Annotated in this window: 11 protein-coding genes and 3 pseudogenes; 8 read left to right on the forward strand and 6 right to left on the reverse strand. The window is 68.9% G+C overall.

The genetic code is table 11. The features are described from left to right. Positions 1-38: 38 nt before the first annotated feature. On the forward strand, positions 39-437 hold the full coding sequence (locus ABTZ99_RS11720; RefSeq protein WP_499610657.1) for a MerR family transcriptional regulator: 399 nt from the start codon (positions 39-41) through the stop codon (positions 435-437). On the opposite strand, the gene ABTZ99_RS11725 is transcribed toward ABTZ99_RS11720, so the two are convergent. Both ABTZ99_RS11725 and ABTZ99_RS11730 read right to left on the reverse strand, forming a co-directional pair. Continuing rightward, a complete protein-coding gene (locus tag ABTZ99_RS11725) occupies positions 387-1,736 on the reverse strand; it encodes a hemolysin family protein (protein ID WP_499610659.1) in 1,350 nt (449 codons plus the stop codon). The genes ABTZ99_RS11720 and ABTZ99_RS11725 overlap by 51 nt on opposite strands. A 180-nt stretch (positions 1,737-1,916) precedes the next feature. Continuing rightward, a complete protein-coding gene (locus tag ABTZ99_RS11730) occupies positions 1,917-2,141 on the reverse strand; it encodes a hypothetical protein (protein WP_309112678.1) in 225 nt (74 codons plus the stop codon). Positions 2,142-2,418: 277 nt separating this feature from the next. Between ABTZ99_RS11730 and ABTZ99_RS11735 the strand changes: the two genes are divergently transcribed. The 5 genes and pseudogenes from ABTZ99_RS11735 to ABTZ99_RS11755 form a co-directional block, all read left to right on the forward strand. After that, positions 2,419-2,712, forward strand: a complete 294-nt coding sequence (locus ABTZ99_RS11735) for a hypothetical protein (protein WP_499610661.1) — start codon at positions 2,419-2,421, stop codon at positions 2,710-2,712. A 66-nt stretch (positions 2,713-2,778) separates the two neighbouring features. Continuing rightward, on the forward strand, positions 2,779-3,669 hold the full coding sequence (locus tag ABTZ99_RS11740; protein ID WP_499610664.1) for an IS5 family transposase: 891 nt from the start codon (positions 2,779-2,781) through the stop codon (positions 3,667-3,669). Positions 3,670-3,673: 4 nt separating this feature from the next. Beyond that, positions 3,674-4,804, forward strand: a pseudogene (locus tag ABTZ99_RS11745) (IS256 family transposase); the annotation flags it as partial. A 49-nt stretch (positions 4,805-4,853) separates the two neighbouring features. Further along, positions 4,854-6,059, forward strand: coding sequence for an IS30 family transposase (locus tag ABTZ99_RS11750; protein WP_499610666.1), 1,206 nt, complete (start codon positions 4,854-4,856; stop codon positions 6,057-6,059). A 9-nt stretch (positions 6,060-6,068) separates the two neighbouring features. Beyond that, positions 6,069-6,212: pseudogene (locus tag ABTZ99_RS11755) on the forward strand (IS256 family transposase); the annotation flags it as partial. Between the two features lie 224 nt (positions 6,213-6,436). On the opposite strand, the gene ABTZ99_RS11760 reads toward ABTZ99_RS11755, so the two are convergent. The 3 genes from ABTZ99_RS11760 to ABTZ99_RS11770 form a co-directional block, all read right to left on the reverse strand. After that, positions 6,437-6,637 carry an integrase core domain-containing protein gene (locus ABTZ99_RS11760; protein ID WP_499610804.1) on the reverse strand — a complete coding sequence of 67 codons (201 nt, stop codon included), beginning with the start codon at positions 6,635-6,637 and terminating at the stop codon, positions 6,437-6,439. 1,098 nt (positions 6,638-7,735) lie between these two features. Beyond that, on the reverse strand, positions 7,736-9,169 hold the full coding sequence (gene pcaB / locus ABTZ99_RS11765) for a 3-carboxy-cis,cis-muconate cycloisomerase (RefSeq protein WP_499610669.1): 1,434 nt from the start codon (positions 9,167-9,169) through the stop codon (positions 7,736-7,738). Positions 9,170-9,179: 10 nt separating this feature from the next. Beyond that, positions 9,180-11,150 carry an FAD/NAD(P)-binding protein gene (locus ABTZ99_RS11770; RefSeq protein ID WP_499610671.1) on the reverse strand — a complete coding sequence of 657 codons (1,971 nt, stop codon included), beginning with the start codon at positions 11,148-11,150 and terminating at the stop codon, positions 9,180-9,182. 1,244 nt (positions 11,151-12,394) lie between these two features. Between ABTZ99_RS11770 and ABTZ99_RS11775 the strand changes: the two are divergent. Then, positions 12,395-12,628: pseudogene (locus ABTZ99_RS11775) on the forward strand (transposase family protein); the annotation flags it as partial. Between the two features lie 55 nt (positions 12,629-12,683). Next, positions 12,684-13,448, forward strand: a complete 765-nt coding sequence (locus ABTZ99_RS11780; protein WP_499610674.1) for an ISAs1 family transposase — start codon at positions 12,684-12,686, stop codon at positions 13,446-13,448. Here ABTZ99_RS11780 and ABTZ99_RS11785 read toward each other — a convergent pair. After that, positions 13,414-13,785, reverse strand: a complete 372-nt coding sequence (locus ABTZ99_RS11785; protein ID WP_499610676.1) for an integrase — start codon at positions 13,783-13,785, stop codon at positions 13,414-13,416. The genes ABTZ99_RS11780 and ABTZ99_RS11785 overlap by 35 nt on opposite strands. Between the last annotated feature and the right edge of the window lie 77 nt (positions 13,786-13,862).

Raw genomic sequence — 13,862 nt, forward strand, 5'->3', positions numbered from 1 at the left:
TACGGTTGACGGTGAGTGCCCCGGAAGAGGAGGTGGCAGTGTCCGAGGTTCTGCTCAAGATCGGCGAACTCGCCGCCCGCGCCCAGGTCAGCCCCCGCACCGTCGACTACTACACCAGCATCGGCCTGCTCACCCCGGCCAAGCGCACCGCGAGCAACTACCGCCTCTACGCCCCCGCCGACGTCGACCGCATCCACCTGGTCCAGCGTCTGGAGGTCCAGGGAGTTCCGCTGGAGGAGATCGCCGCCGCCCTCACCACCGGCCAAGTCGACGTCGCCTCGATCCTGGACCGCATCGACGTCGACCTGCGTGCACTCCAGGCCGCCTCGGAGACCGCCTCGCCCGAACTGCAGGGCCTGCTGGCCGCCATCGCCACCAGGGTCCACTCACTGATCACCGTCGCCCTGCAGATCCCCCCGGACCTGCTCCTGCCCTGACCCCGGCTCCGCCCGACCCGTACCGTCCGTCGCCGGTCGCGGACGCAGCCGCACCTCGGTGATCGCATGGTGCTCGACCCCCAGCACCTCGATCGTCCACCCCGACACCGTCACCCGGTCACCCGGCGCCTCAGGGATTCTGCCCAGGACGACCAGGACCAGGCCGGCGATGGTGGCGTAGTCGCCCTCGGGCGCGTCGGGCAACTCCACCCCGAGGTCGACCAGATCGTGCGCCGGGAACGTGCCGGGCAGCACCAGTGAGCCGTCCTCGGCGGCGTGGACGGCCATCACGTCGCGGTCGGTCTCGTCGTAGATCTCCCCGACGATCTCCTCCAGCAGGTCCTCCAGAGTGACCATGCCCGCCACCGCGCCGTGCTCGTCGACCACCAGCGCCATCTGTTCCCGCTCGGCCTTGAACCGGCGCAACGCGTCCGACACCCGCACCGTGTCCGGGAACACCAGCGCCTCACGGGTCACCCGCGCCAACGGCACCTCATCAACCAGCAGGTCCCGCAGGTGCACCACGCCGACCAGGTCGTCCAGATGCCCGCCGCGGGCCACCGGGGCCCGGGAGTGCCCCGAGCCGGCCAGCTGTGCCCGCGCCGAGGCCACGTCCAGCTCCGCGGCCAGGGTCACCACCGACCGGCGCGGCACCAGCACCTCCCGCAGACGGCGCTCGTGGATCTCCAACGCCCCCGAAATGATCATCCGCTGCTCGACGTTCAACCCGCGCTGCGCCGCCACCAACTCCCGCAGCTCCTCCGGCGACATCTCCTCCGACTCCGCGTCCGGCTTCCCTCCGAACAGTCGCACGACCAGGTTGGTCGAGGCGCTGAGCGCCCACACCGCCGGCCGAGAGATCGTCGAGAGCAGGTCCAGCGGTCGGGCCACCAGCAGCGCCCACCGCAGCGCGTTCTGCATGGCCAGCCGCTTGGGCGCCAGCTCGCCGAACACCAGCGTCAGGAACGTCAACACCACGGTCACCAACGCGATGGCCACCGCGCCCGCCGCACCGCCGAGGAAGCCCAGTAGCGGCACCAGCGGCTCGGCCAGCGACACCGCCGCCGTCGCCGAGGCCAGAAACCCCGCCAGGGTGATCCCGATCTGGATCGTGGCCAGGAACCGGTTCGGGTCACGAGCCAACCGCACCAGCGTGCGCGCCCCGGCGCGGCCGTCGCGCTCCAACGCGCGCAGCTGACCCTCGCGCAGCGAGATCAACGCCATTTCGCTGCCCGCGAACACCGCGTTGAGCAGCACCAACACCGCGACCAGCGCGACGGTGAAACCGTAGCCGTCCACACCCACTCCGCATCCCCAACCGAGTGGCGACACGCTACTGCGGACATGCCCCGCCCACCGGGCGAAGCCACGCCTCGTCCGTCACCCTCGTATAAGGCGGTACGCCGCAGGTCGTGCGGAAAACCGACGGGGTGCGGGCCCCAAGGTCCGCACCCCGTCGTAATCAGCGACCGCGTGACGCTACTTGGCGGCCTGGTCCAGGTCCACCAGCGCCGCGGCGAGCTTGAAGTACTTGCTCGTCCCCAGGTCCCGCACGGTCTTGATCCCGAAGGCCGCGGCCAACTTCTCCGCGTCACCCTCGCTGACCCCGGCCAACGCCGCGACCGGCGCGTCGAGGACCTCGGCCACGGTCAGCCCCTCGTACGCCTTGTCCAACTGCTTGGCCAAGTCCACGGAAACAGCCACTGGTGACTTCCCCTCACGTTCGTAATCGATCATGACCACACCACCCTATCGGGCCCGACGTCCGCTTCGCCGCCTATGACCGGATCAACATGCACGACCACCGGGATGGAGCACCGGCCCCACGCTGGCCATCGACCCCACGGCACCACGTCCCACAAGAGTCCACGGCGATAACCGAGGACAGACCCTTATAGCCCTGTGGCCTCGCCACTAGGACCGTCCGCCCGTCTTGCGCCACAGGTGGCCAGGCTGGGATGAAGTCAAATAGAACCCGATCGTGTTCCCGTCGGCGTGGGCTGCTGGCGGGATGGGTACGCCGATCGGTCGCGTCCTCAAGGGCGGGGTCGAGCTTGTCGATGACGACACTATGAATATGCCCGTGGCGGACGGTCTGACCGAGCAGTTCGTCAACGCCTCGGTTGGGGTGTACGTGGACTTCGAAAACCTGGTCTGCGGCGCGGGCCGAGGGCTGCCGGGTCGGGCCAACCCGGTGCCGTACGCGGCGATCACCCGGCTTGTGTCGGGACTACGGCAACGCGGTCATCCGCCGCGCGTACGCGGATTGGGCTAAGAGGGCATCTGATCTTGGTTTGGGGCGGTCTGTCCGGTTTGCCGACCGCTCTAAAGTTGATCACCCGTGAGCTCTCGGCGTGCGTACCCCAGTGACCTGTCCGATACCCGGTGGGCGTTGATCGAACCGGTGCTGACGGCCTGGCGGGCCGCCCGGCGCGGGCCGGGAACCGCGGCACGGGTGCACGACTTACGGGAGATCGTCAACGCGATCCTCTACGTGTGCCGAACCGGGATCGCATGGGCCTACCTGCCGCACGACTTCCCGCCGCACAAGACGGTCTACGACTACTACGCCAAGTGGGAGACCGACGGCACCGCCGAGGCGTTACACGACCTACTCCGAGAACGGGTCCGTGTCGCGAGTGGACGCGCGACCTCCCCGACGGCAGCGATCCTCGACTCGCAGAGTGTGAAGACTTCCTGCAATGTCAACGAATCCGATCAGGGCATCGATGCGAACAAGAAGATCAAGGGCCGGAAGCGGCACATCGCCACCGACGTACTCGGCCTGATGCTCGCGGTGATCGTGATCGTGATCGTGACCTCGGCCTCGGACTCGACCGCCGGTCGGCAGCTTCTGGACCACTTGGCCGTCACGCAACCGGACGTGTCGATCGCCTGGGCGGACGGCGGCTACAACGACGAGGTCGTCCGCCACGGCGCTCGAAGGGGAATCCGCGTCGAGGTCGTCAAACGCATTGCCGCACAAGGGTTCCACGTGCTGCCCAAGAGGTGGGTGGTCGAACGGACCCTGGGCTGGCTGATGCAGCATCGCCGACTCGTGCGCGACTACGAGACCCTGCCGCAACGCTCACGCACGATGACCCTGTGCTTGCCGAAATGTCATCCGTGCAGGTTAGGCGGCTTTCGGGGACTGTTTCAAGATCGGTGTGTTCGGCCCGACACGCCGGGCCTGGGGTCCGGCGGGATGGGCACTGTGAGTGATGACATCTGAGCTTGTGAGCGCACGGAAGAGTGAAACCGGGCGGCAGCTGTCGCCGGAGCAGGCCGCCGCGGCGACGATGGTGGCCGAGGCCAAGGCGCGAGGGCTGGCGCTGACTGGGCCGGACGGGCTGCTCAAGCTGTTCACCAAGAGCGTGCTGGAGACCGCCTTGGCCGAGGAGATGACCGAGCACCTCGGGCACGAGAAGAACCGCGCGGAACCCGGACGTGAGTCGACCAACGTGCGCAACGGCAGCCGGACCAAGACCGTGATCTCGGACGCGGCCGGCGAGGTGGAGATCGAGGTGCCCCGGGACCGGGAGGGCACCTTCGAGCCACAGATCGTCAAGAAGCGGCAGCGTCGTCTCACCGACGTCGACGAGATCGTGTTGTCCTTGTATGCCAAGGGATTGACCACCGGGGAGATTTCGGCGCACTTCGCCGAGATCTACGGCGCCTCGGTGTCGCGCGAGACGGTCTCCCGCATCACCGACAAGGTGGTCGCGGAGATGAACGACTGGGCCGCCCGCCCGCTCGATGCCGTCTACGCGGCGGTGTTCCTGGACGCGATCGTGGTCAAGGTCCGTGACGGCCAGGTCGCCAACCGGCCGGTCTACGCCGCCATCGGGGTGACCGTGGACGGGCGCAAGGACGTGCTCGGGCTGTGGATGGGCACCGGCGGCGAGGGCACCAAGTTCTGGATGAGCGTGCTGGTCGATTTGAAGAACCGCGGCGTGCAGGATGTGTTCTTCCTGGTCTGTGACGGTCTCAAGGGACTGCCCGAGGTGGTGACGAACGTGTGGCCGCAGACTGTCGTGCAGACCTGTGTGGTGCACCTGATCCGCAACACCGTCCGGCTGGTGGCCCGGCAGGACTGGGACGCGGTGAAACGGGGCATCACCCCGATCTACACCGCACCCACCCCCGACGCCGCGGCCGCCGCGTTGGAGGACCTGGCGGAGAAATGGGGGCGCAAGTACGGGGCGATGATCCGGTTGTGGCGCAACGCCTGGGACGAGTTCGTGCCCTTCCTCGACTACGACGTCGAGATCCGGCGGATGATCTGTTCCACCAACGCGATCGAGTCGCTCAACGCCCGCTACCGTCGGGCGATCCGCGCCCGCGGGCATTTCCCGACCGAGCAGTCCGGGTGGATTCAACCGGTCAACGCAACACCGCTGATAAGCGAGGTGTTGCGTGGGTGTTGGAGGTCGACCGGCGATTCCGGTCGCGGTTCGGCGGGAGTTCTGGGCCGCGGTCCGGTCGGGGATGGTCGTGGCGGAGGCGGCGGCATCGGTCGGCGTGTCGATCACGGTGGCGTGGGAGTGGTTCCGGCACGTTGGCGGCGTGATGCCCGAGCCCTTCCCCGCAGGCCTGACTTTGTCCTGTGCGCGTCGTCTGTCGTTCCGGGAGCGGGAGGAGATCAGCTGCCGCCGGGCCGCGGGCGAGGGAGTGCGGGCGATCGCGCGGGTGCTGGGGCGATCGCCGTCCACGGTGAGCCGGGAGCTGGCTCGCGGGACCGTCCGTCGGAAGTCCGGGTACCGGGCCTCGGTGGCCCAGGCGGTGGCCGATCAGCGTGCCCGGCGGCCGAAGGCGAGGCTGCTGGCGGTGGACGACCGGCTGCGTGAGCATGTGCAGGATCGGTTGCGGGCCAAGGACAGCCCCGAGCAGATCAGTCGGCGCCTGCCGCTGCTGTTCCCCGACGATCCGGGCATGCGTGTGTGTCACGAGACCGTCTACCGCAGCCTTTACGTGCAGGGTCGCGGTGGTCTGCACCGGGAGCTGGTGAAGACGTTGCGCACCGGGCGGGCTCTGCGCCGGACCCGACGCACCACCGAGCGGCGTGGGCGCCTGGCGGGCATGGTCAACATCGCGTTGCGGCCGTCGGAGGTCTTGGACCGCGTGGTCGCGGGGCATTGGGAGGGGGATCTGATCACGGGCAAGGAAAACAAGTCGGCGATCGGCACGCTCGTGGAGCGCTCCACCGGCTTCGTGGTGCTGTTGCACTTGCCGGACAGCCACGGCGCCCTTCCGGTCGGGGAAGCGACGATCGAGGCGATGAACCGGCTGCCGCCGTTCCTGCGCCGCACTCTGACCTGGGACCAGGGGCAGGAGATGGCCAACCACACGGCCCTCGCCGAGGCCACCCGACTCGACATCTACTTCTGCGATCCCCACTCGCCCTGGCAGCGGGCGACCAACGAGAACACGAACGGGTTGCTGCGGCAGTACTTTCCCAAGAGCACGGACCTGTCCGGCTACCACCGCGACTACCTCGAGTTCGTCGCGGCACAACTCAACGCCAGGCCACGCAAACGGCTCGGTTGGCGAACCCCGACCGAGGCATTCGACAGGCTACTCTCAGCACGGCACGACCGACCTAGTGTTGCGTTGACCGGTTGAATCCACCCCGCGATGAAGTGCCGGTACCTTGTCACCCGCAGCCTCGACCCGACCGGGACGGGACGCGCCAGGTGGACGATGCGCTGGAAGCCCGTGCTCAACGCCTTCGCCATCACGTTCGGTGACCGCTGGCCGAACGCCGAAACCTACTGATCAACAACGCCGAACACACCGATTACGGGATGGACCCGGCTTTCGTGCTGCTCGGTGAACCGGTGCGGTTGTGGCACTTGCCGTCGCGCCTGGCGGTGGTCCATGCCGCAGCCTCCGCCGAGGTGTGCAGTCTGGGTGGGGGCCTGCTGTGCACCGCACCGGTGCATCGATCGGCATTGTGTCCTGTGGGGTGTCAGAAGTCGGCCGCATGGTCTGACCTGCGGTTAGGCTGCGGTGGGTTCGTACTCGTTGATCAGGCCACCGAGGACTGGTCGGCGGCGTATCGAGGTGTAGCCCTGCTCTGCGGTCGGTGGGTCTGGTCGCGGTGGTGCGAGTTGCAGTGCTCGGTGGGGTCGTCGGTGGTTGTAGTGGGTCGCGTAGCGGTCCAGGACCGCTCGCAGGTGGTGTTCGTTGAGGATGAGCAGTCGGTCGGTGACTTCGCGTGGGACGGGTGCCGACGAACCGCTCGGCGTAGCAGTTGGCTCGTGGACACCGTGGTGGGATCTTCACGACCCTGATGCCTGCGCCGGAGAAGACCGCGTCGAACGAGGCGGTGAATTGGCCGGCCCGGTCCCGGATGAGGAACCGGAGGTCGTCTGCCGGGTCTCTGATGTCCATGAGCAGGTTGCGGGCTTGTTGGGTGGTCCATGCCCCGTCGGGGTTGGTGGTGGCGCCGAGGATGTGGACGTAGCGGGTGGCGACCTCTATCACGAAGAACACGTGGACCCGCTTGAGGGTCAGGGCGCAGTCGACGTGGAAGAAGTCGCAGGCCAACATGCTCGCGGTCTGGGCGCGCAGGAATCGTCGCCACGACGTGTCGGTGTCGCGCTCGGGTGCGGGCGGGATGCGTAGGCGCTTGAGCACGCGGCGGATGGTCGAGGCGGCTACCCGGTGCCCGAGTTTGAGCAGCTCGCCCTGGATCCGGCGGTAGCCCCAGCTGGCGTTCTCCCGCGCCATCCGTTCGATCAACGCCACGACCGTGTCGTCGATCGGTAGTCGGCCGGGTGCGGTTCGGGTAGGTCCACTTCTGTGCGACCAGGCGTCGGTGCCACCGCAGGACGGTGCCCGGCGTCACCAACCGGTGGAGTCGTAACCAGCCGGGTAGGCGTCGCACCAACGCGGCGAGCACCGCACGATCGGCCCAATCCAGTCGCGGGCGAGGGTTGGTCCGGCGCAGCACGGCGACTTCGTGCCGCAGTACCAGCAACTCGACGCCCTTGGCCGCTGAGGACCGGCCGAGCAGGACCAGCCAGTCACTGAGTCGGACGAAGATCAGGTAAAGCAGTCGTAGCGCCATGCCTCACGATCATGCTCCTGCAGCACATGGTGCGCGATTGCCGCAGCTCAGCGCCCCAGTGCAGAGTTCTGGCACCCCGCAGGACTTGGACAGCGTGAGCATTCCTCACTTCAGTGGTGGCCGGCGGATCCTTCGTGTCGGCGGTACGTGCGGACGCAGCCGCCTGCGAGGCCGTACCGACAGGGGTGCGGATCGAACCGAAGCGCCGCCGGGCGTGGACCTGGGTTCAGGCACGTCCAGGAGCCGGCGGGCGGCCTGGCCGGGCAGGGTCGGCTCCGCCGTCGCCACGATCCGGGTCCGACGGGCGCCGACCGGCGAGGTGGCGGTCGAGGACCCGGTCGACCAGCCGGGACGATGCGCCCAGGTAGCCGGTCGGATCGCACAGGGCCCGCCACCGGGCCGGGTCGCTGGAGTGGCCCTGGGCGTGGAGTTGTCGCACCAAGACCTCGGCGGTGTCGCCGGTGGTGGCGGTGACGTCCGTCATGATCTTCTTCGCCGCGACCCTGCCGAGCAGCGGGGTCAGCGCGGCGCTGAGGCGTTCCGAGACGATGGCGCCACCGGTGAGGGCGAGGTTCTCCCTCATCCGGTCGGGGAACACGGTCAGGCCGGAGGCGAGGTCCGAGGCGTTGCGCGCCGCGCCGGCGGCGAGGCGCAGTGCCTCGCGCAGCGGCTGCCACTCGGCGTGCCAGCCGCCTGCCGAGCGCTCGTCGGGCACGACCATGCACTGGTGCAGGACGGAGACCAGGGCCGGCACTTGACGGGCGGCGGTGAGGATGGCGGTGGCGTAGACGGGGTTGCGCTTCTGCGGCATGGCGGAGGAGGCGCCGCGGCCCGGCGCCGCCGGTTCGGCCAGCTCGCCGATCTCGGTGCGGGTGAGGACCTCGACGTCGGCGGCGAGCTTGCCGAGCGTGCCCGTGACCAGGCTGAGCGCGTTGGCGACGTCGACGACCGGCAGCCGGGCGCCGTGCCAGGGGATCAGCGGTGCGGTCAGGCCGAGGTCGGTGGCGAGGTGCTCGACGAGGTCGAGGCTGTCGGCCTCGGTGAACTCCTGGTAGGCGGCCAGGGTGCCGGCGGCGCCGCCCAGCGACACGGGCAGCCCGTGCGAGCGCAGGTGGTCGAGGCGGTCGACGACGTCGAGCACGGCGTTGAGCCAGCCCGCCGCCTTGAGGCCGAAGGTGATCGGGACGGCGTGCTGGGTCAGGGTGCGGCCGGCCATGGGGGTCTCGCGGTGCTCACGGGCCAGGCCGGCCAACGCGTCGGCGGTCCGCCGCAGGTCCCCGAGCACCCGGCCGAGCACCTCGTGGCAGATGAGCATGGTGGCGGTGTCGAGGATGTCCTGGCTCGTGCTGCCGCGGTGGACGAAGTCCGCCGCCTCCGGGTCGATCCGGCCGACGATGTCGGTCAGTTGCGCAACGAAGCCGACGGTCGGGTTGCCGGTCTCGCGGACCTTCGCGCCGAGGTCGGCCCAGTCGAACGCGTCGGCGTCGACGCCGACGAGCGCGGAGGCCGTGGCGGGCGGGACCATCCCGACGCGGGCCTGGGCGCGGGCCAGCGACTCCTCGACCCGGATCATGGCGGTCAGCCAGGCTCGGTCGTCGAGCAGGTCGTCGATCCCCGTGCCGGCCCACCCGGGTGAGAGCAGACCGCTGTCTGCGAACATGTCGGTTCCCTTAGGCGCTGGCTGGTTCGTTGACCGCGTGGGCGGTCAGGTTCAGGCACTCGCGGGCCAGCGCGTCGGCGTCGCCGAGGATGACCGAGTTGACGCCGGGTCGCACTCCGGCGGCGGTGGCCCAGTGCACGGTCTCCGTGGGCACGCCGAACGCGAAGCGCCGGGGGTGCGGCCGTCGTTGTGCGTCGAGCAACGCGTAGGGGCGCGCCGTCACGGCGATGCCTCCGGTCTCGTACCACCCGGTCGTGCGGTTCGGTATGCGGTTGAGGGCGCACGCGCCGCGAGCGAGCAGGCGGGCGAGCAGGGGATCGGTGGTGCGACGGGCGTCGACCTCGGGCAGTTGCGCCTCGACGAGCGTGCGAGCCCGGTAGTGGGACCCCGGGACGAGCGGGCTGCGGGCCAGGAAGCCCTGGCCGTCGTCGAGGTGCTCCACGACCATCCCCGGCCCGACGACGGTGAGGATGCCGGCCTCGATCAACGCCGCGGCCTGTTCGACGCGCTCGACGGGCGGGCCGATGGACAGGAAGGCGTTGAGCGGCGTGTACCAGTTGTCGAGGTCGTCGCGGTAGGAGGTGCCGGTGAGGCCGCCGTGGTCGACCAGGAGCCGGATCTCGTTGCGCAGGTCGCGCAGGACGTCCAAGGCGGCCTTGAGCGGGCCGCGGACGTTGCCCAGGCGCGCTTCGCGGACATCGGCGTCGAGGTAGGACAACAGCCAGTCGCGGAACGCGGCCGGTCCGGAGAACCGCGTGCGGCAGGGCGTGGCGACGGGCTCCCAGTCCCACCGCGGCGTCGGACCGAACCCGTACCGGCTCAGCAGTCCGTCCTCGGCACCGGTCGCGGGTGCCGACTCCGCCAGGTCGCGGAACTCGCGCAGGAAGCGCGCTCCCTCGGCTTCACCCGACCGGTTGACCACGATGGTGGCGTAGTAGACGGCGCGCACCTCCCGGTCGACCCAGGGCCAGATGTCGGCGCGGAAGTCCACCGGACCGGACGCGCGCAGGGCCGCGATGCGTTGCGGGGTCAGGAACAGCGGGACGTGCCGGCCCGCGACGCCCTTCTGGTTCTCGCCTCGCGCGTGGTAGGGCACCCCGCGCCGGGAGCCGGCGATCAGGTGGGGTTCCCCGTGGGAGGGCTCGTAGCGCAACCGCCCGTCCCGGTCGCGGTGGAACACCCCGCCGCGGCCCGAGGTCAGCAGCGCCAGGTGGTCGAAGAAGCTCAGGCCCAGACCGCGCAGGATGACGGGTTCGCCGCCGGTTACCGCGCTCAGGTCGACGTCGGCCGGGTTGCGCGGGGGCACGTAGCGCAGCCCGTCGCGGACGGCGAGGTCCTGAAACCGCTGCTGCGCGGGGGTCGCCGCGGTGTCGAGGTGGCCGAGGGCGAGCACGACGGAGTGCAGCCCCGTGAGCTGCTCGCCGTTGGACAGGACCACCGCCTGCAGGCCGTCGTCCTCGTCGACGAGGACGACCACCCGCTCGGGGTGCCGCGTGATGACGAGGTTGGCGGGGGCGTGCTCGACCAGGTGCCGCAACGTCCAGTCCAGATAGTGGCCGTAGAGAGCCCGGGTCGGGTACGAGTCGGGACCGAGGGTGAGCGCCTCGTGCCGTACCCAGGCGGGGAGGTCCGGGAACGGGTCGAGCAGGGCGACGAAGCGCGCCCACTCGTGCAGGCTGGGGCCGGGCACCACCGGGCCCGCGCAGTCGACGCTGTCGTCGACGAACACGGTGACCTGGGACGCCACGGTGTTCATCAGCAGGTGCCGGGACTGGTCGGATCGCCACACCTGGCCACCGACGCCCAACCGGGGGTCGACCAAGCGCACGCGCGCGGTGCGGTGCGGGATCTCGCGGGCGTTGGCGCAGAGCCGTTCGAGCACTGACAAACCGCGCGGGCCGACTCCCACGAGGCAGATGTCCCGAGCGTCCCGGGGATCGCCGGGTTCGCTCGGACGCGTGACGGTGAGGTGACCGCTCATCGCAGAAGTGTCCTGGGCGGTCGTGGACCGCGGAGCACGGAATCACGAAGCGACAGCCGACGCCTGCCGCGTCGGGTCCGTCTGCCGGTCGGCGGAACTCGAACGCCCCGGCGGCGCGGTGGTCGCGTAACTCCAGTCCCTCGGCGGCGGCGCGGGCCTGGTTCTGGACCTCACCGCCCGCAGGCGAGCGCGGGTACCCGACTTCGGCGGCTCAGGAGATCACACCTCCGAGGTGGAGGAACCGCAATTGTGCAGGCATGAGAGGCATCCGGGTGATCAGCGCTTCACATGACGGAACCAGCCCGGCCCGCTGGTCGACGGACCGCCGTCGACTTCAGTCTCGGAGGCATCACTCACAGCATCCCAGGCCCCGACCGGCGGCCGAGACGCTAATCGCGCACGAGTCGTATTTGTCACGTGGCCCCTCCGATTCTCCGCTGAAGTACGGTGACGTCGCACATGCCCCGTGAATGAGCGATCGATTCTATCGAGAGCGGGCTGTTCCCGGTGACAATGCGGAATATTCCAACGTCAATCGACTACGAGTCCGACCGCCCCGCGCAGGGCAGTCGTCCACGCGGCCAACACGGCCGGTAACCCTCGATGCCGAAGTCGAACTCCACGCGACGGGTGTCCACCCTGTGACTACGGCTGTATAGCTCCAACGAAACTTCGCCACTTGATTCGTGTCAGGGAGCGGGCGAGGAGGAGCGGGCGGGCGAGAACTCGTTGTGGTGCAACGGGTTCCGCCTGCATCGAACTGTCCTCAACTAGGGCGTGTCCGCCGGAAGGTTGATCATGAAGTTTGATCAAATGTCGTCGTGGTGGTACTCACTGAGGATGCCGCCCAACCGTTGCCGTCTACAACACCCGCCGGCCCCGCCAACGTCCGACCACTACACCCACTTCCACAGCCGACCACCGATCAAGCAGCTGTCACCCGGCTCGATATCCGCCGCCAAGTCCTCGTACTCGTGCAGGGCGTGGAGTAGGTCAGGGCGTCGTCAAAGTCGTGATATGACGGTGTGACCTGCGGTTTCGGTGCGTCGTTGTGGGCGGGCGCGATCCCACGGTGATGATCTTGGTTACCACACCTGATCGTCCCGAAAGCCGGTACCGTGCCCGCGTTGTCATCATCTCCTGTCGTATCCGTCCACGACCAATCGGCCTCGTCCCGAGCGGCCATCGGTGATCGTGACGAGCGATCGCTGGTTCCCGCCGGGTTGCTCAGCCTGCTGGCGCAGGTGGCTGACCCGCGCAAACGGCGCGGTGTCCGGCATACGGTGACCTCGGTGGTCGCGGTCGCGCTGGCCGCGACCCTGGCCGGCGCGCGGTCGTTCGCGGCGATCGCCGAGTGGGCCACCGATGGCCCGACCGAGACACTGACGCGTGTGGGGGTGCGACGCCGACCGCCGTCGGAGGCGACCATCCGTCGGCTGCTGACCAGGCTCCCGGCCGACACGTTCGACGCGGTGGTCGGGGCATGGATGTGGTTGCGCACCAGCACGATCGGCGGGCGCCGGGTGATTGCTTTTGACGGCAAGACCCTGCGCGGGGCGCGACGCGACGGGGAACCCGGTGCATCTGCTGGCCGGGTTGTGTCAGCGCACCGGTGTCGTTGTCGGCCAGGTCGCGGTCGGCGTGAGGACGAACGAGATCCCGATGCTGTCAGGCCTGCTCAAGATCCTGGACATCGAGGATGCCGTCGTCACCGCCGACGCGATGCACTGCCAGCGCGAGGCCGCCCAGACCGTCCGCGACCGCGGCGGTCACTACATCCTCACGGTGAAGGGCAATCAGCCGAACCTGCGCAAGCGGGTGAAATCGTTGCCGTGGAAGGACATTCCCTCCTTGACGGTCTCCCGGGAACACGGTCACGGCCGTCAGGACACCCGTACGTTGAAGGCGACCGAACTGTCCAGCGGGATCGGGTTTCCCGGCGCTGTGCAGGTGTTGCGGCTCACTCGTACCCGCACGATCCGCAAGACCGGCAAGCGCACGCGGGAGACCGTGTACGCGATCACCAGCCTGACCGTCATCGACGCCGGACCCGAGCAGATCGCCGCGTGGTTACGCGGACACTGGGTGATCGAGAACCGGCTGCACTGGGTCCGCGACGTCGACTTCGACGAAGACCGCAGCCAGATCCGCACCGGCTCGGGCCCGCAACTCATGGCCACCCTGCGCAACACCGCCATCGGCCTGCTCCGGCTGGCCGGTCACACCAACATCGCCACCGCCTTGCGACATCACGCCCACGACTTCAACCGACCCGTCGAACTGCTCCTGACATGCTGAAACACGACTTTGACGTTGCCCTGTGGAGTAGGTGCTGTTGGTTCCAGATGAGGGTGCGGTCGAGGAGTTCACGGCGGCAGGTCCGGATCCAGCGTTCCGTGGTCGCGTTCATCCGCAGGATTCGAACACAGCTAAGGAGGACCTGGACGTCGGTGTCGGCCAGAACCGCGTCGAACAGGGCGGGGTACTTCCCGTCGCGGTCGCGGATCAGGAACCGTGCGGTGCTGCCTACATCTTCGAGGTCCATGACGAGGTTCTTCGCGGCCTGGGTGACCCAGGATGCGGTCGGATGCACGGTCGCGCCGAGGACGCGGATCCGGCGGCTGGTGTGCTCCATGACCGCGAGTACGTAGAGACGGGTGCCGTTCAAAGTGGAGGTCTCGAAGAAAGTCGCAGGCCAGCAGAGCGTTAGCC

This window comes from Actinosynnema sp. NPDC002837 (assembly GCF_040295345.1).
Classification (GTDB): domain Bacteria; phylum Actinomycetota; class Actinomycetes; order Mycobacteriales; family Pseudonocardiaceae; genus Actinosynnema.